This window comes from Aquincola agrisoli (genome assembly GCF_036621135.1).
Lineage (GTDB): Bacteria > Pseudomonadota > Gammaproteobacteria > Burkholderiales > Burkholderiaceae_C > Aquincola > Aquincola agrisoli.
The window spans coordinates 574850-594278 of the sequence record NZ_JAZIBG010000028.1 but is presented as its reverse complement, the minus strand read 5'-3'; the positions used below and the strand labels follow the sequence as shown (position 1 = coordinate 594278).

The 19429-nt window shown below is 72.7% G+C and carries 15 protein-coding genes; 6 read left to right on the top strand and 9 right to left on the bottom strand.

Annotated elements, in window-relative coordinates:
* The first annotated feature begins 87 nt into the window (after positions 1-87).
* Positions 88-567 (top strand): hemerythrin domain-containing protein, encoded by a 480-nt coding sequence (locus V4F39_RS14465; protein WP_332290235.1) that lies wholly within the window; start codon positions 88-90, stop codon positions 565-567.
* A 19-nt stretch (positions 568-586) separates the two neighbouring features.
* On the opposite strand, the gene V4F39_RS14460 is transcribed toward V4F39_RS14465, so the two are convergent.
* From V4F39_RS14460 to V4F39_RS14445, 4 genes are all read right to left on the bottom strand, one after another.
* Complete coding sequence (locus V4F39_RS14460) at positions 587-2401, bottom strand: NAD(P)/FAD-dependent oxidoreductase (protein ID WP_332290234.1); 1815 nt, start codon at positions 2399-2401, stop codon at positions 587-589.
* 236 nt (positions 2402-2637) lie between these two features.
* Positions 2638-3945, bottom strand: coding sequence for a type II toxin-antitoxin system HipA family toxin (locus V4F39_RS14455; RefSeq protein ID WP_332290233.1), 1308 nt, complete (start codon positions 3943-3945; stop codon positions 2638-2640).
* A 43-nt stretch (positions 3946-3988) separates the two neighbouring features.
* Positions 3989-4261, bottom strand: coding sequence for a helix-turn-helix domain-containing protein (locus V4F39_RS14450; RefSeq protein WP_332290232.1), 273 nt, complete (start codon positions 4259-4261; stop codon positions 3989-3991).
* Between the two features lie 141 nt (positions 4262-4402).
* Positions 4403-6385: a sigma-54-dependent Fis family transcriptional regulator gene (locus V4F39_RS14445; protein WP_332290231.1), complete on the bottom strand. Its 1983-nt coding sequence runs from the start codon at positions 6383-6385 to the stop codon at positions 4403-4405.
* A 181-nt stretch (positions 6386-6566) separates the two neighbouring features.
* On the opposite strand from V4F39_RS14445, the gene V4F39_RS14440 reads away from it, so the two are divergent.
* Positions 6567-7013, top strand: coding sequence for a DUF302 domain-containing protein (locus V4F39_RS14440; RefSeq protein WP_332290230.1), 447 nt, complete (start codon positions 6567-6569; stop codon positions 7011-7013).
* Between the two features lie 109 nt (positions 7014-7122).
* Positions 7123-8181 carry an AI-2E family transporter gene (locus V4F39_RS14435; RefSeq protein ID WP_332290228.1) on the top strand — a complete coding sequence of 353 codons (1059 nt, stop codon included), beginning with the start codon at positions 7123-7125 and terminating at the stop codon, positions 8179-8181.
* A gap of 18 nt (positions 8182-8199) precedes the next feature.
* Here the strand turns inward: V4F39_RS14435 and V4F39_RS14430 are convergent, their stop codons facing one another.
* Positions 8200-8667, bottom strand: a complete 468-nt coding sequence (locus tag V4F39_RS14430) for an Lrp/AsnC family transcriptional regulator (RefSeq protein ID WP_332290227.1) — start codon at positions 8665-8667, stop codon at positions 8200-8202.
* Positions 8668-8760: 93 nt separating this feature from the next.
* On the opposite strand from V4F39_RS14430, the gene V4F39_RS14425 reads away from it, so the two are divergent.
* Positions 8761-9381, top strand: coding sequence for a LysE/ArgO family amino acid transporter (locus tag V4F39_RS14425; protein ID WP_332290226.1), 621 nt, complete (start codon positions 8761-8763; stop codon positions 9379-9381).
* Between the two features lie 17 nt (positions 9382-9398).
* On the opposite strand, the gene V4F39_RS14420 is transcribed toward V4F39_RS14425, so the two are convergent.
* Genes V4F39_RS14420 through glnE form a run of 4 tightly spaced genes read right to left on the bottom strand, consistent with a single transcriptional unit; the run spans position 9399 to position 14361 of the window.
* Positions 9399-10049 carry a glutathione S-transferase family protein gene (locus tag V4F39_RS14420; RefSeq protein ID WP_332290225.1) on the bottom strand — a complete coding sequence of 217 codons (651 nt, stop codon included), beginning with the start codon at positions 10047-10049 and terminating at the stop codon, positions 9399-9401.
* A 60-nt stretch (positions 10050-10109) separates the two neighbouring features.
* Complete coding sequence (locus V4F39_RS14415) at positions 10110-11003, bottom strand: DMT family transporter (protein ID WP_332290224.1); 894 nt, start codon at positions 11001-11003, stop codon at positions 10110-10112.
* The gene (gene rrtA / locus V4F39_RS14410; protein ID WP_332290223.1) at positions 10996-11640 is read right to left on the bottom strand and encodes a rhombosortase; all 645 of its coding nucleotides are present in this window, start codon (positions 11638-11640) and stop codon (positions 10996-10998) included. Before rrtA ends, V4F39_RS14415 begins: the two co-directional genes overlap by 8 nt.
* Positions 11641-14361, bottom strand: coding sequence for a bifunctional [glutamate--ammonia ligase]-adenylyl-L-tyrosine phosphorylase/[glutamate--ammonia-ligase] adenylyltransferase (glnE, locus tag V4F39_RS14405; protein WP_332290221.1), 2721 nt, complete (start codon positions 14359-14361; stop codon positions 11641-11643).
* Between the two features lie 115 nt (positions 14362-14476).
* Between glnE and V4F39_RS14400 the strand changes: the two genes are divergently transcribed.
* Together V4F39_RS14400 and V4F39_RS14395 are read left to right on the top strand one after the other, a co-directional pair.
* Entirely contained in the window at positions 14477-18592 is a 4116-nt protein-coding gene (locus tag V4F39_RS14400; RefSeq protein WP_332290219.1) for a YhdP family protein, read from the top strand.
* Positions 18589-19416, top strand: coding sequence for a carbon-nitrogen hydrolase family protein (locus V4F39_RS14395; protein WP_332290218.1), 828 nt, complete (start codon positions 18589-18591; stop codon positions 19414-19416). Before V4F39_RS14400 ends, V4F39_RS14395 begins: the two co-directional genes overlap by 4 nt.
* Positions 19417-19429: the final 13 nt, after the last annotated feature.

The window sequence follows — 19429 nt, the reverse complement described above, 5'->3', positions numbered from 1 at the left end:
GGCGTGCACTGGGTTTGCCTTGGCGCAAAGCGCCCCGCGTCGGGCGCCGATAGGCTGGGGCCTTCTTCGACAACGCTCGAGCCCCCGATGACCGCACTGGCCTGGACCGAATCGCTGCGCCTGCACCAGCCGCAGATGGACGCGACGCACGAGGAGTTCGTCGACCTGCTGGCGCAGGTGCGCACGGCGCTGGTGGACGGCGAACAGGCCAGGGCGCTGGCCGCCTACGAGCGGCTGGTCGAGCACACTGCCGAACACTTCGCGCAGGAGGACCGCTGGATGCTGGCCACCGGCTTCGCGCCCGGCAATTGCCACACGCGGCAGCACGAATCGGTGCTGCGGGTGATGCGTGAAGGGGTCCGCGTGCTGCGCGAACACGGCGACTGGTCGGCGCTGGGCGAGATCGTGCGCGAGCTCGGCCAGTGGTTCCCGCAGCATGCCCGCATGATGGATGCGGGGCTGGCGGTGCACATGGCCGAGGTCGGCTTCGATCCCGCCACCGGCCACGTGGCCGGCACGCTGCCCGAAGCCGCGCTCACGCATTGCGGCAGCGCGGGCTGCCGATGAGGTCTGCCCCGGGCCGGCCTCAGCGCCTGTGGTGGGGCGCCTCCCGCCCGAACACCGGCGTGTCCAGCCCTTCCTGCCGCGCCTTCAGCTGCAGCGCCAGGTACTGTGAGTAGTGCCGCGACTGGTGCAGGTTGCCGCCGTGGAACCACATCTGCGGCTGCGCGGTGGGCTTCCACATGTTGCGCAGCTCGCCCTCCCAGGGGCCCGGATCCTTCGTGGTCGCGGAGCCCAGGCCCCAGCACTTGCCCACCGCATCGGCCACCTCGGGGGACACCAGGTCGGCCAGCCAGTTGTTCATCGAGCCGTAGCCGGTGGCATAGACGAGCAGGTCGGCCGGCAGCTCGGTGCCGTCGGTCAGCGTCACCGATTTCGGGTTGACGCGCTCGATGTTGACGCCGCTCTTGAGCTTGATGCGGCCGTCGGCCACCAGCTCGGAAGCGCCCACGTCGATGTAGTAGCCCGAGCCGCGGCGCAGGTACTTCATGAAGAGGCCCGAGCCGTCCTCGCCGAAGTCGAGCAGGAAGCCGGCCTTCTCCAGCCGCGCGTACAGGTCGGCGTCGCGCTTCTTCATCTCCTCGTACACCGGGATGTGGAAGGTGTGCATGATCTTGTACGGCACCGAGGCGAAGATCAGGTCGGCCTTGTCGGTGGTGATGCCGTTCTTCAGCGCCTGCTCCGAATACAGCCCGCCCAGCGCCAGCTCCATCAGCGAGGCCGACGGCGCGATGTGGGTGGACGAGCGCTGGATCATCGTCACGTCGGCGCCGTGTTCCCACAGGTCGGCGCAGATGTCGTGCGCCGAGTTGTTGGAGCCCAGCACCACGCACCGCTTGCCCTTGTAGGCCTCGCCGCCCGGGTGCTTGCTGGAGTGGTGCTGCACGCCTTCGAAGGTCTCGGCGCCCGGCACCTTCGGCACGTTGGCGTAGCCCGACACGCCCAGCGCGAACACGAGCTGCTTCGGCCGCAGCGTCACCGGCTGGCCCTCGCGTTCGACCTGCACCTCCCAGGTCTGCGTGGCCTCGTCGAAGCGCGCCTTCTTCGCGACGGTCGAGCTCCAGTAGTTGAGCTCCATCACCTTCGTGTACATCTCCAGCCAGTCCCCCACCTTGTCCTTCGGCGCGAACACGGGCCAGTCGTCGGGGAAGGGCATGTAGGGCAGGTGGTCGTACCAGACCGGGTCGTGCAGGCACAGCGACTTGTAGCGGTTGCGCCAGGAGTCGCCCGCGCGGGCGTTCTTCTCGATGACGATGGTCGGCACGTCCAGCCGCCGCAGCCGCGACGCGAGGCCGATGCCGCCCTGGCCACCGCCGATGATCACCACGTACGGCTGCTCCTCGTAGCCCAGCGATGCTTCGCGCGCCTGCTTGCGCTCGAGCCAGCTCTGCCGGCCGCCGGCCTGGGCACGGTGCTCGGTGCCGGCGATGCGGCGTTCGCCCTTCTTCTCCTCGAAGCCTTTCAGCTCCGTCATGGTGGTGAGCAGCGTCCATGCGCGGCCCTGCTTCAGCCTGAGCAGCCCGCGGCCGCGGGCCACGCGCGTCTCGAACGTGAACCAGGCCTCAACGACGCCGCCGGCTTCGGTGGCCTCGCCCTCGAGCTGCCACTGGGAAGGCGCCACGTCGGCCAGCCGCGCCTGCAGCATCGTGCGGATGGCGTCGCGGCCTTCCTGGGTCTTCAGGTTCCAGGTGAAGGCGACGAGGTCGCGCCAGTAGCACTCGTCGTCGAACAGCGCGAGCGCGGCGTCGATGTCACGGGCGGCCAGGGCCCGCTCGAACGCGGCGAGCCAGTGGCTGGCCTGCGCGGACGGGGTGGTCTGCGAGAGGGTGGTATCGGTCATGGGCTTGTCTCCGTGGTGGGCCGATGAAAGCCGGCGGGTGCCGGTCTGGGCTGGGGGAGATCAAGCGCCGTGCCATGCGGCGTGCGAAGGGGCGAATCGAGCGCCAGGGCGCGCCGTTGCTGGGTTTGCGGGTGTAGGGTCAGATCGATCGCCGGTGCTGCGGGTGTCACGCTGAGGCAGGTGTCACAGCGGCAGGGTGTGACAGGTGTGCACGGCTTCGGCCCGCCGGACTGCGTTCAGTCGGCGAGTTTTTCCGCCGCGGCGTGCAAGCCATCCAGCACGCTGTCGGCCAGCGCCGTGGGAAACCCTTCGGGCAGGCTCGCCCGCACCGACGCCGCCGTTTCGGCCGTCCGCGCCACCAACTCATCCAGCACGAACGCCGCCCCACGCCCGTCGGCCGTCACCACGCCATGCCGCTCGCCCACCGCCAGCCAGTGCCGCCGCTGGATCTCGCGCATCTTCCAGTGGGCGTTCTTCGCGCGCACGGCCATCGCCATCCGGGCCTTGAAGGGCGACAGCCTGCCCGGCCCTTCGCCGAGCACCGGGTACGCCGAGAGCACGTCGTACAGCGGCGTGAGCTGGTAGCGGCCGCCGGGCCGCAGGAAGAGGCTGAAGTTCTTCGCGTGGCCGTCGGTGGCGCACAGCATCCAGAAGATCACTTGGGCCTGGAAGAAGGTGCGCCGGTCGTCGTCTCGGCTCATGGCGCCGTCGAGCACGTCCATGATGCCGTCGATGCCCGGGCCGCCGTCGGCCTCGTACTTGGCGGCGGGCGGCACGCCGCGGGCCTGGCACAGGTCTTCCTGCGGCAGGCGGATCAGGCGGCGTTCGCCGGCGGGGCCGGTCCACCAAGCGCGGTCGAATCGTTCGACGGCGAGGGCCTTCATGTCCTCGAACTGCACCGGCTCGCAGGCGGCCACGGGCAGGCCGAAGGCCTTCAGGACCTGCGCACACAGCCACTCGTTCTCCACCGAGTCGCTCATGTCGAACCTCAGGCCGCCCACCAGGCCCAGCGGCAGCTTGAGGATGTGGGTGGTGGGCGTGGCGCCGTGCGGCACGTACCAGCGGCCGTCCATCTTCAGCAGCGCCGTCTTCTCCTGCGCGCCGGCGATGGAGATGCGGAAGTCGCCTTCGTCGGCCCCCAGGCCCAGCGGGGCGGCGGCCGTCGTGCCGCGCAGCGCCTGCGCCACCTCCGCATCGGTGAGCGGCGTGGCGTCGACGGCCTGCACGTCGGGCGGCGCGGCGCCGTCGGGCAGGACCTGCAGCGCGCCCACGCAGTCGCGGCCGATCTGGGCCAGCAGGTCGAACGCGTCGGTGGTGGCCTGGTAGCGGCGCGCCACGCGCTCGCGGATCTGCTGGCTGTCGGGTAGCAGGTTCTCGAACCAGGCCCGCACCCGGGCGCCCCGGTGCGGCGCGTTGCCGGGCATGAAGGGCAGCGACAGCGACAGGGGCCGGCCCTGCGGCGCGTTCTGCCATTCAGGCGCGTACTGCAGGGTGTCGCCCGACTGCGGCGCGAGGCTCCAGGTGCCGACGAAGGCACCGTTCATCCAGAGACCCAGCGAGCGGGTGTGCGAACGCCGGCCCACGCGTTCACCAGGCCGGTTCGGCGCCGGCTTCGCCGGTGGAGGCGGCAGCGGGGCCATCGCCCGCGTTGCGCAACACCATCTCCACGTCCAGGATGCCGAGCAACTGCAGCAGGCGCCCGGCGTTCACCCGGTCGGCGTTGCGCTCCAGCGCGGACAGGGTCTGCTGCGTGACGCCCAGGCGCAGCGCGACCTCGGCCTGCGTCATGCCCGAAGCCTTGCGGAATGCCTGCAACAGCGTCGGCAACTGCTCCGAGGTGCGGACGGCGAACTCGCTCATACAAACCTCCTGCTGTAGCGCGGGTCAACAAACCAACGTTTGTTGGTCCAGCATACGCATTCTAGTTTGTTTTCCGTGAATACAGCTTATGAGTTGTAAACAAAGAAGACAGGCTTTGGTTTGTATGGCGACGCGCGGCCGTCAATGGCTGCTGCCGTCCATCGAGTTCGGCGACACGATGCCCCACCGTTTCATCCGCCGGTACATCGTCATGCGCGACAAGCCCAGGTCGCGCGCGACGGCGCTGACGTTCCAGTGCGCAGCGCGCAGGCGTTGCTGCAACTCGGCGGCTGCGGCGGCTTCGCTGGCGGCCACCGGCTGGCGGGGTCGGGCAGGGTCGGGTGTCGGCGCATGGCGCGCTGCAGCAGGCCCGGCGCCATCCCGGGGCGGCGCCATGGCGTGCACCCGCAGCTCCGGCAAATCCGCCCGCTGGATGGCGCCGGTGCTGCGCACCGCCCGCGCATAGTCCAGCACGTTGCGCAGCTCCCGCAGGTTGCCCGGCCAGCGGTGCGCCAGCAGGCAGCCGCGCGCGTCGGCGCTCATCTCGGCCGGGCCCTCGTCGCCGCCCAGCAGCGTGTCGATCACCCAGCCGATGTCGCCGCGTTCGCGCAGCGGCGGCAGGTGGAAGCGCGCGCCATTCAGGCGGTAGTAGAGGTCGTCGCGGAAGCGGCCCTCGCGCACCAGCGCCTCCAGGTCGCAGTGGGTCGCGGCGATCACGCGCAGGTTCACCGGCACCGCACGCGTCGCGCCGAGGGGCAGCACCTCGCGTTCGGCCAGCACGCGCAGCAGCCGCGCCTGCAGCGGGCGCGGCATGTCGCCGATCTCGTCGAGGAACAGCGTGCCGCCGTCGGCTTCCTGGATGAGCCCGCGCTTGGCGCGCGGCCCGGCGCCCGAGAAGCTGCCCGGCAGGTGGCCGAAGAGTTCGCTCTCGATCAGCGTCTCGGGGATGGCGGCGCAGTTCACCGCGATGAAGGGGCGCGAGCGGCGCTCGCTGCTGGCGTGCAGCGCCTTCGCGAAGAACTCCTTGCCGGTGCCGGTCTCGCCGGTCACGAGCAGGCTCATCGGCGAATTGACGAGCCGCGCCGCGCGTTCGATCTGTCGGTCCAGCGCCGCATCGCCGCCGCTCAGGGCGGCCAGCGGCGCGGGCAGGCGCCTTTCCTTGGGGATGGCGGGCGCGGCGGGGCGGGGCGGCGGGGGCGTCGCGGTCATGAAAAGCAGCTGGCGGCCATCGGCCAGCATCACCGCCCGCTGGTCGGCCGGCCGCGCCTGCACGAAGCGGCCGATTTCGTGGAACGGCGCGTCGAACACCTGCTCGTAGCCGCGGCCCCGCAGCGGGCGCCGCAGGTCGGTTTCCAGCAGCCGCTGCGCGCGGCGGTTGTGGCCGATCACGCGGCCCGCGCTGTCGACGGCCAGCAGGTACTCGGGGTTCACGTCGAGGAACTGCGGCGCCGGCGCCAGCCGCAGGATCCATTCGCCGCGGAAGCGGTGCAGGAAGTCGGCGTTCTCGATCTGCGTGGCGTAGAGCTTCACCATCTGCAGCGCCAGGTGCTGGCTGCCCTTGGGCTGCGGGGCGCTCATCGCGGAGATGTCAAGCACCGCGGTGAGCCGGCCGGTGGCGTCGTGGATGGGCGCGGTGGTGCAGGTGAGCGGGATGTGTGTGGCGTCGAAGTGGTCGTCGAGGTGCACCGTCAGTGCCTCGCCGGTGGTGATGCAGGTGCCCACGCCGCAGGTGCCGGCGTGGTGCTCGCTCCAGTCGGCGCCGAGGTACAGGCCCGCGCGGCGCAGGTCGCCGTGCTGCAGGTCGCCGAGGAAGTCGACCGTGACGCCGCGGGCGTCGGTCAGCAGCACCACGTAGCCCATGCCGGCCACCTGCTGGTAGAGCGCCTCCAGCCCGTGGCGTGCGATGTGGAGGAAGGCCTCGAGCTGGTCCTGGTGCTCGCGCAGGCGGCCCGAGGGCAGGATCACCGCCTCCTGCATGCGCGTCGGGTCGAGCGCGTGCTCCTGCACGCAGCGCAGCCACGAGCGGCGGATCACCTCGTCGTGCCGCAGGGCGGCGGGGGCATCGGCGCCCAGGGCGGCGAGCTGGACCACGGTGTCGATGTGGGCGCGCTGGAACGGTTGCATGCGCTGTGTCTCCGGTCGGTATCTGCCTCTGGCGGGCGTGCGCACCTTCGCCGTCCCGCCGCGGCCTGTCAAGCGGCCCGCGCCAGGCGGCCGCGTACGGCTTGATACGTCTTGGCTACCCGTGCTTCACCGGGCTTTCACGTCGGCGCCCGAGACTGCGGCCAGACGCAGGAGAACAACGATGAAAAGGCAACCCTTCCGTTTCTGGATGACGGGCTGCGCCGCGGTGCTGGTGGCGACGATGGCCGGCCCCGATGCCCCCGACGACGAGCGCAGCGCCCAGGCGCGAGACAGCCGCTACGGCCTGCGCGAGACGGTGGAGCGCCTCTCGGCAAGCGCGCAGCGCCACGGGCTGTCGGTGCTGGCGCAGGTGGCCGCGCCGCGCCGCATCGGCGGCGCCGGCGAGTCGCTGCTGATCGTCTTTGCCTCTGCCGAGGGCGGCACGCCGGTGGTGATGGCCGAGCGCGGCGCCGCGCCGCAGGCGCCGCTGGCCGTGGTGGTGCGTGCCGATGCGCTCGGCGCCGCCCAGGTCGACCTTCCATCCGCCGACTGGGACGGCCTGCCGGACGGCGTGGTACGCGAACTCACCGCGCTGCCGCAGCTGGTCGACGACGCGCTGAAGGGCTGAAGCGACGCCGTGCCTACGCGGGCGCGAGGCCGCCGCCGACAGCAGCGGCCCGGCCGGGCGATATGCTGCGGGCGCCCGATCGACCACCCGGGGCGCCCGCCCTGCGTACATGAACACACCCGCGCTGCACCGCAAGACTTTCCTGTTGCTGCTGATCCTGGTCACGCTCGGGTTCGGCTGGATCCTCTGGCCGTTTTACGGAGCGGTGTTCTGGGGCGCGATCCTCGCGCTGCTGTTCTCGCCGCTGCAGCGCCGGCTGCTGCGGCGCATGCCCCAGCGCCGCAACCTCGCGGCGCTGGCCACGCTGCTGGTCTGCCTGCTGATCGTCATCCTGCCGATGGTGCTCATCACCACCTCGCTGGTGCAGGAGGCCGCGCTCGTCTACCAGCGCATGCGTTCGGGGCAGTGGAACGTCGGCAGCTATGTGCGCCAGGTGTTCGATGCGCTGCCCGGCTGGCTGGTGCAGTTGCTCGACCGCTTCGGCCTCGGCAACTTCGACGCGCTGCAGGAGCGCCTGTCCTCGGTGGCCGGCGAGATCAGCCAGTACGCCGCCACCCAGGTGGTGAACATCGGCTCCAACACGCTGCAGTTCGTCGTGGCCTTCGGCGTGATGATGTACCTGCTGTTCTTCCTGCTGCGCGACGGCGCCGTGCTGTCGGCGCACATCCAGCGCGCCATTCCGCTGGGCGAGGGCCACAAGCGCAGCCTGCTCGGCAAGTTCGCCACCGTCATCCGCGCGACCGTCAAGGGCAACGTCGTGGTGGCCATCACGCAGGGCGCGCTGGGCGGCTTCATCCTGTGGGTGCTCGGCATCCAGGGCGCGCTGCTGTGGGGCACGCTGATGGCCTTCCTGTCGCTGCTGCCGGCCGTGGGCGCGGGGCTGGTCTGGGGGCCGGTGGCGATCTACTTCCTCGCGGTCGGCCAGGTCTGGCAGGCCGTCGTGCTGATCGCCTTCGGCGTCTTCGTGATCGGGCTCGTCGACAACATCCTGCGCCCCATCCTCGTCGGCAAGGACACCAAGATGCCCGACTACGTCGTGCTCGTGTCCACGCTCGGCGGGATGTCGATCTTCGGCATCAACGGCTTCGTGATCGGCCCGGTGATCGCCGCGCTGTTCATCGCGGCGTGGGACCTGTTCGTCAGCTCGGGCGAGCTGGAGGACGAGTGAGGCGCGGGGCGCGCCCCTTCAGCCCGCCGGAGGCTTCAGGCCGCGGCGCGGGATGGGCGTGGAGAACACGATCGACGTGCGCGTCTCGCCGTAGCCGTTGATCGTGCCGAGGAAGCGCTCCAGGTCGGCGAGGTCGCGCGCGACCACCGTCATCAGGTAGGAGTCGGCGCCCGCGACGTGGTGGCACTCGAGCACCTCCGGCGACTGCTGCAGCGTGTCGAGCAGCCGCTGCTTGCCGGGCTGCGGCGCGGTGATGCCCACCACCGCCTGGACGCCGTAGCCGACGCGCGCGGGTGCCAGCTCGGCGCCGATCGACCGGATCACGCCTGCCGCCTGCAGGCGCTCCAGCCGGTCCACCGTGGCGGGCACCGAGAGCCCGGCCGCAGCGGCCAGCGCCTTGAGCGGCGCACGGCCGTCCGCCTGCAGCGCCTGCAGCAGGCGCCAGGCCTTGTCGTCGAGGCGCATGGCGGCGTTGGATTCGGTCATGGGGGCGATCGGCCTGAAATATCGAAAGCGAATGGCGCACCGGCCTGAAATTCCGGCTGGATGCGGTCGGTGCGCCTTCACAGAATAGACGGCATGACGCCCGCTGCCACGCTGTTCGCCCAATCGATGCTCATCGGCCTGTCGATCGCCGCGCCGGTCGGGCAGATCGGCGTGCTCGCCATCCAGCGCACGCTGCAGCACGGCGCACGGTCGGGGTTGGCCACCGGCCTGGGCGCGGCGCTGGCGGATGCGGTGTACGGCGCGATCGGCGCCTTCGGCGTCGTGATGGTCACCGACTGGCTGCTCGGCGCGCGCGCTTGGCTGCATGCCTTTGGCGCGCTGTTCCTGTCGGTCATCGCGTGGCGGACCTGGCGCCAGCCGCCGGCGCAGCGCGGCAGCGCGCCGCCGGGCGGCGGGGCCCTGCTGCGCCAGATGGGCGGCACCTTCCTGCTGACGCTGTCCAACCCGTCCACCATCCTGTCGTTCATCGCCGTGTTCGGCATGCTGGCCGGCCGCAGTGCCGCGCCGGCCTCGCCGTGGGTGATGGTGGGCGGGGTGCTGCTCGGCTCGGCGCTGTGGTGGTTCGTGCTGGCCGGCGCGGTCGCCCGGCTGCGTTCGCGCTTCGACGCGCGCTGGCAGCAGCGCGTCAACCGCATGTCGGCGCTGCTGCTGGGCAGCTTCGCCGTGTGGCAACTGCTGGCCCTGGGATCCTGACGCCAACCCGCCGGCGGTCAACCGGCCTGGCGGGCGGCCTGGTCGCCCTTGCGGTCGGCGTCGACGCGCTGGGCTGACGGGCGCTCCGAGACGCGCTTGGCGTAGGCCTTCCAGTCGATGCCGTGCGCCAGCACCAGGTCCTCGCCGTAGATGATCCGCGTCGAGAGGCCGACCAGCGGCAGGTGCACGTAGGCCGCGCAGTCGGCCATCGTGAAGTCGGGCCCGGCCACGTAGGGCGTGAACGAGGCGAGCCGGCGGAAGCCGGCGAGGTGCTTGTCCAGCCGCTTCCTCACGCTGGCCTGGATGGCTTCGCTGACGCTGCCGCCGAAGAAGGCCTGCGGATACAGCTCGCGCGCCACCAGCTCGAGGTGCAGGTCGAGAAAGGTGATCAGCTCGTGCTGCTTCGCCCGGCCCCAGGCATCGGCCGGCAGCAGCGCCGGCGCCGGGTGCACGGCCTCGATGTAGTCCAGCATCGGCTGGCTCTCGCACAGCGCGCCGTGCGCCGTGCGCAGGAAGGGGATCTTGCCCAGCGGCGAGCACGACAGCACCGCCTCGTCGGTGGCGCCGATCGCCACGCGTTCCTCGGTGAAGTCCACGCCCTTCTCGAGCAGCGCGAGCTTCACCTTGTTGTAGTAGTTCGACAGCGGAAAGCCGCACAGCGTGATCATCGGGTCGTCTCCTGGCCGGTCTCGTGGCCGGGCAGTCTACCCAGGCGCCCCCGCGCGGCTTCAGCGCCGGTTGACGAGCACCAGCCCGGCCACCACCGTGCCCAGCGCGAGCACCAGCCGCAGCGTGACCGGCTCGTCCAGCAGCAGCGCCCCGGCCAGCAGGCCGGCGATCGGCGTGAGCAGCGTGAACGACGCGATGCGCGTGGCCGGGTAGTGCCGCACCAGCCAGAACCACATCAGGTAGCTCGCGAAGGTGACGACCACCGTCTGGAAGCCGAGCGCGCCCCAGGACAGCAGCGAGGGTGCCTGCGGCCACCGCTCGCCGGCCACCGCCGCGGCCCCCGCCAGCAGCACCGCGGAGACGCCGAGCTGGTACAGCAGGGTCTTCTCGGGTGCGGCGCTGGCGAGCGGCGTGCCGCGGATGACCAGCGTGGTCGCGCCCCACAGCACCGCGGCACCGACCCCGCAGGCATCGCCCAGCCACTGGCGCGGGCCCGCGCTGGGCTGCGCGAAGCCTTCGGCGAACGCGGCCGCCACGCCGGCGAACGCCAGGGCCAGCCCGCCGAACTGCCGCGCCGACAGGCGCTCGGCCGGGGAGACGAAGGGCATGCCCAGCGCGACGACGAAGGGCGCGAGGTAGATGAAGACCACCATGCGCGAGGCCGTCGTGTACTGCAGGCCGAAGAAGATCAGGCCGAACTCGCCTGCGAAGAGCAGGCCCGTCAGCAGCCCGCCGGCCAGCGAGCCGTCCCGGCCGAACAGCGGCAGGCCGCGCAGCCGCGTCCAGCCCAGCACCAGCAATGCCGCGACGGCGGAGCGCAGCCCGGCCTGCAGGAAGGGCGGGAAGTCCGCCAGCGCGACCTTGGTCGCGACCTGGTTCAGGCCCCAGAGCCCGCAGCAGGTCAGCAGCAGCGCGATCGCGCCGGGGTCGAGCGCCGTGCGGCGGTCAGTCATGGAAGGCCTCGCGGGGGTGGTGGCGCCGTCGGCGGTGCAGCGCCTGCACCGCGGCCACCGCCGCCAGGCAGGCCACGGCCGCGGCGGCGCCGGTGGCATGGGCGATGGGCGCGATCGGGATGTCCCACCCCGGCACCTGCCGCACCGGGCCCAGCCAGGGCTTCTCGTTCACCAGCTTGGCGAGCAGGCCGGCGAATACCAGCGCGCCGACGATGCGCTCCCGCCGCGTCGGACCCGCCGCGACGCACAGCGCGGCGATGGCCGCGCCGCCGTGCAGCACGCCCGACAGGCCGCCGTAGAACGCCAGTGCCGGCTGCAGCGCGAGCAGGGCGTGCCCGAGCGGCCAGGCCAGCAGCCAGGCCAGCGCCGCACGCGGCGGCACGCCGCCCATCCAGCCGAACGCGGCCACCGCGGCGCAGCCCAGCAGGTTGGCGACCAGGTGCCGGGGGCTGAGGTGGACAAACGCCGCCGTCCAGGCGCGCCAGGGCTCGGTGGCGGCCAGCGCGGGCCGCCAGTCCAGCACCGGGGCCGGCAGCAGCGCGCCGGCCAGCGCCCCCAGGGCCAGCGCCGCGCACAGCAGCACCCAGGCGGCACCGGGGCGGGCCGCCCACGACCCGCGCCGGGGCGGGGGCGCCATCTAGCCGAAGACCGCGCGCCAGACGGCCAGCACGGCATCCCGTTCGCGGGCCAGGGTGTCGGGGGGGAACTGCGTGGGCTGCTCGTCCAGGCGGGCGCGGTGCTGCGCGCGGCGCAGCTCGCGGTAGGCGTCGGCCGCGGCGTTGCCGGTGCCGGGCGGCAGCAGCCCCGCCGACTCGGCCCGCTGCAGCAGCGCGATGTTGCCGACGTTGGGGCGCAGCTCGGGATGGTCGGCCGAGTGCGCGAGCACCAGGTACTGCACCGCGAACTCGGCGTCCATCATGCCGCCGGCGCTGTGCTTCACGTCGAAGAAGCCCGGCTTGGTCGGATGCGCCGCGCGCACCTTCTCGCGCATCGCATGGATCTCCTCGCGCAGCGCCGCGGGCTCGCGCGGGGCGGTCAGCACCGCGCAGCGGATGGCCTCGAAGCGCTCGGCCAGCTCGGGCGTGCCGGCGCAGCAGCGGGCGCGCGTGATGGCCTGGTGTTCCCAGGTCCAGGCGGTGTTGCTGCCGCGGCCGACCTGGTACTTCTCGAACGAGGCGATCGAGGTGACCAGCATCCCCGAGTTGCCGTTCGGCCGCAGCGCGGTGTCGATCTCGAACAGCTCGCCGGTGGCCGTGCGCAGCGTGAGCCAGGTGATGAACTTGCGCACGAAGGCGCTGTAGATCTCGCTGGAGCGGTCCGGGTCCTCGTCGCCCTCGGCGTCGTAGACGAACACCACGTCGAGGTCGCTGCCGTAGCCCAGCTCCTTGCCACCGAGCTTGCCGTAGGCGATGACGGCGAAGCGCGGCTCCTCGCGGTGGCGCTGCTTCAGGTGCTGCCAGGCCCAGCGCTGCGCGCAGGCCAGTGTGGCATCGGCCAGCGCAGAGAGGTCGTCCGCCACCTGCTCGACGGTGATGTGGCCTTCCACGTCGCGCACCAGCGTGCGGAACACCTCGGCGTGGTGGGCGCGGCGCAGGGTATCGAGCAGCGCTTCTTCGGAGGCCTCACCCGAGCGCGCCCAGGCGGCGTGGCGTTCCTCCAGCTCGGCGGTGAAGGCCTCGCGGTCGAAGCGGCTGTGCAGCAGCCGGGCGTCGGCCAGCTCGTCGATCACGCCGGGATGGCGCATCAGGTAGCGCATCGGCCAGCGCGCCAGCCCCAGCAGGTGGAGCAGCCGGGTCTGCACCTCCGGGCGTTCGACGAGCAAGGCCAAGTAGCTCTCGCGGCGCAGCAGCGGCTCGATCCAGTCGACGAAGCGCAGCGCCGCGTTCATCGTGCAGCTCTCTTCGGCCACGCGCTTGGCGGCACGCTGGACCAGCCGGCCCAGGCGCAGCTTGCTCTCGTCGCGCAGCGACTGCACGCGCGGGTGTTCGGCCCAGCGCTGCACACGCTCGCGCAGCTCGGGCGGCAGCAGCTCGTGCAGGGTCTCGCTGTCGATCGGCAGCGGCCCGGTGCCGCAGGTGCGGCAGCCGCCGCGCCCGCCCGCGCCGGGGCTCGGGGCCTGGCCGTCGTGCAGCAGGGCGTCGAACTCGGTGGCGACGAACTCGCGGGTCTCGCCCAGGTGGTGCAGCAGCGCGCAGGCGTTGTCCTGCGCGGCCAGGCCGAGGCTGCCGGCGATCCAGCGCAGGTCGCCGTCGCCGGTGGGCAACAGGTGCGTCTGCTGGTCGTCGAGGAACTGGATGCGGTGCTCCACCCGGCGCAGGAAGGTGTAGGCCTGCGCCAGCCGGTCGGCGGTGGCGGCCTTCATCAGGCCGCGCGAGACCAGCCGCTGCAGCCCGCGCAGCGTAGAACGGGTGCGGATCTCGGGGAACTGCCCGCCGCGCACCACCAGCAGCAGCTGCACGATGAACTCGATCTCGCGGATGCCCCCGCGCGACAGCTTCACGTCGTTGGCGCGCTCCGGCCGGCCGGCGGCGCGGCGCTGCGCCTCCTCGCGGATCTTGCGGTGCAGCTGGCGCAGGCCCTCGAACACGCCGTAGTCGAGGTAGCGGCGGTAGACGAAGGGCGTGACGAGGTCGCGCAGCTGCAGCGCCCGCCCGCTGTCCACCGCGGCCTGCGGCGCGACGACGCGGCTCTTCAGCCAGGCGAAGCGCTCCCATTCGCGCCCCTGCACCAGGAAGTACTCCTCCAGCATCGCGAGGCTGACGGCCGGGGGGCCCGAGTTGCCGTTGGGCCGCAGCATCAGGTCGACGCGGAAGACGAAGCCGTCGTCGGTGGTGTCGCCGATCAGGCCGTGGATGCGCCGCACCACCTTGGCGAAGTACTCGTGCGCGCTGATCACCTCGGGCCCGGTCGTCTGGCCGTCCTCCTCGTAGACGTAGACCAGGTCGATGTCCGACGAGACGTTGAGCTCGCGCGCGCCGAGCTTGCCCATGCCGACGATCCACAGCTCCACCGGGCGGCCGTCGGCCGTGCGGGGCGCGCCGTGGCGCACGTCCTCGTCGGCGCGCGCCTGGGCGAGCGCCATCTCCAGCGTCACCTCGGCGAGCGAGGTCATCGTGTGGGTGATGTCGTCGAGCGAGGCCTGCTGCTCGATGTCGAGCACCGCCAGGCGCTCCAGCACGATCTGCCGCGCCACCCGCAGCGCGGAGGCCAGCGGCCGGCCGTCGGCCTGCAGCCGCTCGACCAGGGCACGGAGATTGCCGGGGCTCGGCACGCCCGGCGGCAGCAGTTCGCATTCGGCGGGGTAGCGGCGGCGGATGCGCTGGACGAAGCGGCTGTGGTCGGCCGTGGGCAGGGGCATGTTGTTCGACGAAGTCTGCAAACGTGAATGGAAGGAAACGGCCGGTTTCGCCGGGGTGCGGTGCCGCGCGCGCGCCGGGATGCCTGTGCTAGATTGCCTGGCTTAAGTTCATTCGATGCCTCCGTCCCTCGTGGCTCCTGCCGTTGCCGACCTGGTGCCGCGCCGTTGGCGTTGGGCGAGAACGCTGCTGCGATGGCTGGCCGCCGTTGTCGTCGCGGGCTGGAGCTTATTGCTCATCGCTTGGCTGACTTTGTACTGGGGAATTCTGCCCCACGTCGGCGAATGGCGCCCGCAGATCGAAGCCCGTGTCAGCGCGGCCGTCGGGCTGCCCGTGACGATCGGCGCCATCCATGTGCGGTCGGGCGGCTGGGTGCCGGCGCTGGAGCTCACCGACGTCGTGCTGCACGACGCCCGGCAGCACGAGGCGTTGCGCCTGCCGCGCGTCGCGGCGGCGGTGTCGGCCCGGTCGCTGCTCGCGCTGCAGCTGCGGTTCGAGCAGCTGCTGATCGAGGGCGCGCGGCTCGAAGTGCGGCGCGATGCGCAGGACCGCGTGTTCGTCGCGGGCCTGGAGATGACCGGCGGCCGCCCCGGCCAGGGCAGTCCGGCCGCCGACTGGTTCTTCCAGCAGCATGAATTCGTGATCCGCCACGGCACGCTGCGCTGGATCGACGAACGGCGCGGCACCGAGCCGCTGGAGCTGACCGACGTCGACGTCGTCGTGCGCAACCGCCTGCACCGCCATGCGATGCGCCTGGACGCCACGCCGCCGGCCGCCTGGGGCGAGCGCCTGTCGCTGCGCGGCGAGTTCACGCAGCGGCGCCTGCTGGGCCGGCCGGGCGACTGGCGGCGCTGGAACGGCACGGTCTTCGCCGACCTGCCGCGGGCGGACGTGTCGCAGCTCGGCCGCCATGTCGACCTGCCGTTCGAGCTGCACGACGGCGACGGCGCGCTGCGCGTGTGGGCGGATGTGGAGGCCGGCAAGGTGCGCCGCGCCACCGCCGACCTCGGGCTGCGCGAGGTCTCCGTGCGCCTGCCCGACACCGTGGCCGAGCCGCTGACGCTGACGCAGGTGCAGGGTCGGCTGCAGGGCGAGCGCGACGCACGGGGCTGGCGCGTGTCGGCCCAGCAGTTCGGCTTCGTCACCGGCGAGGGCCTGCGCTGGCCGCGCGGCAACTTCTCGCTGGCCGTGCGCGAGGGCGACGGCGACGTGCTGGGGGGCGAACTCAGCGCCGACCGGCTCGACCTGGGGCTGATGGCGCGCATCGCCGCGCACCTGCCGCTGGCGCCCGCGCTGCGCCAGACGCTGCAGGAGCGTGCGCCCGAGGGCCTCGTCAACCAGCTCTCGGCCCGGTGGGACGGCCCGGCCGACGCACCCGCGCGCTACGGCGTGCAGGCCCGCGTGGTCGGCCTGTCGATCGCTTCCCTGCCTTCGCAGGTGGCCGGCGGCGTCGGCCAGCCGGGGTGGCGCAATGCCAGCATCGACCTCGACGCCAGCGAACGCGGCGGCCACGCCAAGCTGTCGCTCGACCAGGGGGCGCTGCTGCTGCCGGGCGTGTTCGAGCAGCCCGAGCTGCCGTTCGACCGCTTCGCCGCGCGGCTGGAGTGGCGCATCGACGAGGCGAAGACCCCCGGCCTGCCGCCCGCCCTGACGCTGAAGGCCCAGGACGTGGCCTTCGCCAATGCCGACGCGCAGGCCGAGCTGACCGCCACCTGGCGCACCGGGCCGGGGCCGGCCGATGTGCCGTCCGGCACCGGCCACCGCTTCCCGGGCCGGCTGGAGATGAGCGGCAAGCTGCTCGGCGGGCGCGGCACGGCCGTGGCCCGCTACCTGCCGCTGGGCGTGCCGGCCGCCACGCGGCACTACGTGGCCGAGGCGGTGCAGGCCGGGGAGGTGAAGTCCGCCACCTTCAAGGTGCGCGGCGACCTGTGGGATTTCCCGTTCTCCGACCCGCGCACCGGCGAGTTCCGCATCGCCGGCCAGGTCGAGGGCGTGAAACTGGCCTACGTGCCGGCGAGCCTCGAGGCCAGCCCGGCCGACTCCGCGCTGCCCGCCTGGCCGGCCTTCGAGCAGGTGGCGGGCGAACTGGTGTTCGACCGTGCGTCGATGGCGATCCGCAACGCCAGCGGCAAGGTGTACGGCGCGGCGCTGCAGCGCGTCAACGGCGCGATCCCCGACCTCGAGCACCCGGTGCTCGCCATCGACGGCCTGGTGCGCGGGCCGGCTGCGGAGCTGCTGCGCTACGTGCATGCATCGCCCCTGCAGGCGTGGTCGGGCGGCAGCTTCGCCCAGTCCACCGCCACCGGCGCGGCCGAGCTGAAGCTGGACCTGCGCATCCCGCTCGACGACGTCGACCGCACGCAGGTCAAGGGCAGCGTCGTGCTGGCCGGCAACGACGTGCGGCTGCGCCCCGACGTGCCCCTGCTGGCCGCCGCACGCGGCCGGGTCGACTTCACGCAGGACGGCGTCCGGCTCGTCAACACCGCTGCGCGTGTGCTGGGCGGCGACATGAACTTCGACGGTGGCACGCAGCCCGACGGCGCGCTGCGCTTCAACGGCCAGGGCACCGTCACGGCCGAGGCCCTGCGGCGCGCGGACGAACTGGGCGGCGCCGCGCGCCTGGCCTCGGCCTTGAGCGGCCAGCTGGCCTACCGGCTGTCGCTCGGCTTCGTCGACGGGCAGGTCGAAGCCACGCTGAGCAGCCCGCTCACCGGCCTGGGCATCGACCTGCCGGCTCCGCTGGGCAAGCCCGCCGAGCAGCCGATGCCGCTGCGCCTGGAGACCCGCCTGCAGCGCGGGGCGGGCGCCGGCGCGCCGCTGCGCGACACGCTGCGGCTGGACCTGGGCGGCGTGCTGCAGGCGCAGTACCTGCGCGACCTATCCGGCCCCGTGCCGCGGGTGCTGTCGGGCGGCATCGGCGTGCGCGCACCGGCGCCGCAGCCGGCGGCGGGCGTGCAGGCGCAGGTGGTGTTGGCCAGCCTCGACGTCGATGCGTGGCAGGGGGCGATCGAGCGCCTGGGCGGCAGCCCTGCCGCCCCCACCGGCCCCGCCGCGCCCGGGGGCGCCGACGGCTACCGGCCGACGACGCTGAAGCTGCAGGTGCAGGAGCTGGCAGCCAGCAGCCGAACGCTCACCCGGGTGGCGGCGAGCGTGAGCGAGGCGGACGACGGCACCTGGCGCGCCAGCGTCGACGCCGCGGAGATGAACGGCGACCTCGAATGGCGGCCGCCGCGCGGCGGCGGCGCGGCCGGCCGGCTGTACGCGCGGCTGAAGCGGCTGTCGCTGCCGCCCAGCGAGGCGCAGACCGTCGAGACCTACCTCGCCAGCTCGCCCAACAGCGTGCCGGCGCTGGACATCGTCGTCGACGACTTCGAGCTCTCCGGCAAGCGCCTGGGCCGGGTCGAGGTGCAGGCCGTCAACCGCGGCAGCGGGCTCGCGCGCGACTGGCGCCTGACCAAGCTGGAGGTGGCCGTGCCCGAGGCGCGGCTGGCGGGCACCGGCCAGTGGACCGGCGGCGGCCGCAGCCGCAGCCGCATGGTGATGGACTTCCAGCTCGACCTGTCGGACAGCGGCGCGTTCGCCGAGCGGCTGGGCCTGGGCCGGGTGCTGCGCGGCGGCAAGGGCCGCATGAACGGGCAGATCGCCTGGGACGGCTCGCCGCTCGCCTTCCACGTGCCTTCGCTCGACGGGCGCGTGCACCTCGCGCTGGATGCGGGGCAGTTCCTGAAGGTGGCCCCCGGCATGGGCCGGCTGTTGGGCGTGCTGAGCCTGCAGGCGCTGCCGCGGCGGCTGACGCTGGACTTCCGCGATCTCTTCGGCGAGGGCTTCGCCTTCGACAACGTCACCGGCGACGTCACCATCCGCAACGGCGAGGCGCAGACCAACAACCTGCGCATGCGCGGCGTGCAGGCCGCGGTGCTGATGGAGGGCCGCGCCGACATCGAGGACGAGACGCAGGACCTGCGGGTGATCGTCGTGCCCGAGCTGAACGCCGGCACCGCGTCGCTGGCGTACGCGGTGATCAACCCGGCGCTGGGGCTGGGCAGCTTCGTCGCGCAGATGTTCCTGCGCAAGCCGCTGATGGCGGCGAGCACCCGGGAGTTCCACATCTCGGGCACCTGGGCCGATCCGAAGGTCGAGCGCGTAGCGCGGGCGCTGGATGCGCCGCTGCCCGACATGGACCGGCCCGCCTCCGCACCCCTCCCGTCCCGTCCCCCGGAGAACCGACCATGAAGATCGCCGCGCTGCAGATGGTGTCCACGCCCGATGTCGACCGCAACCTCGCCGCCGCGCAGCGCCTCATCGCCGAGGCCGCGGGCGGCGGCGCGGCGCTGGTGGCGCTGCCCGAGTACTTCTGCCTGATGGGCCGGCGCGACACCGACAAGCTCGCCCACGCCGAGACCCCGGGCGACGGGCCGATCCAGCGCTTCCTGTCGGAGGCCGCCCGCACGCACGGCCTCACCGTCATCGGCGGCACGCTGCCGATGAAGACCGCCGACCCCGCGCGCGCACGCAACACCTGCTGCGTGTACGGCCCCGACGGCGCGCTGCTCGCCCGCTACGACAAGCTGCACCTCTTCCGCTACGACAACGGCAAGGAACGCTACGACGAGGGCGCGGTGCTGGAGGCCGGCGACCTGCCGGTGGCGGTCGACCTGCCGACCGCGCAGGGGCCGCTGCGCACCGGCCTGTCGGTCTGCTACGACCTGCGCTTTCCCGAGCTGTACCGCGCGATGTCCTTCACCGAAGGCGAAGGCCCCTGCGACCTCATCAGCGTGCCGGCCGCCTTCACCTACCCGACCGGCCAGGCCCACTGGGAGCTGCTGCTGCGCGCCCGGGCGGTGGAAAACCAGTGCTACGTCATCGCGGCCGCGCAGGGCGGCACGCACGAGAACGGCCGCCGCACCTGGGGGCACAGCATGGTCGTCAACCCGTGGGGAGAGGTGGTCGCGGTGCAGGCGGAGGGCGAGGGCGTCGTGATGGCCGAACTCGACCGCGCGCGCATGGCCGCCGTGCGCATGCAGCTGCCCGCGCTGGGGCACCGGCGCCTGGGCTGACGGCCCGCCCCCG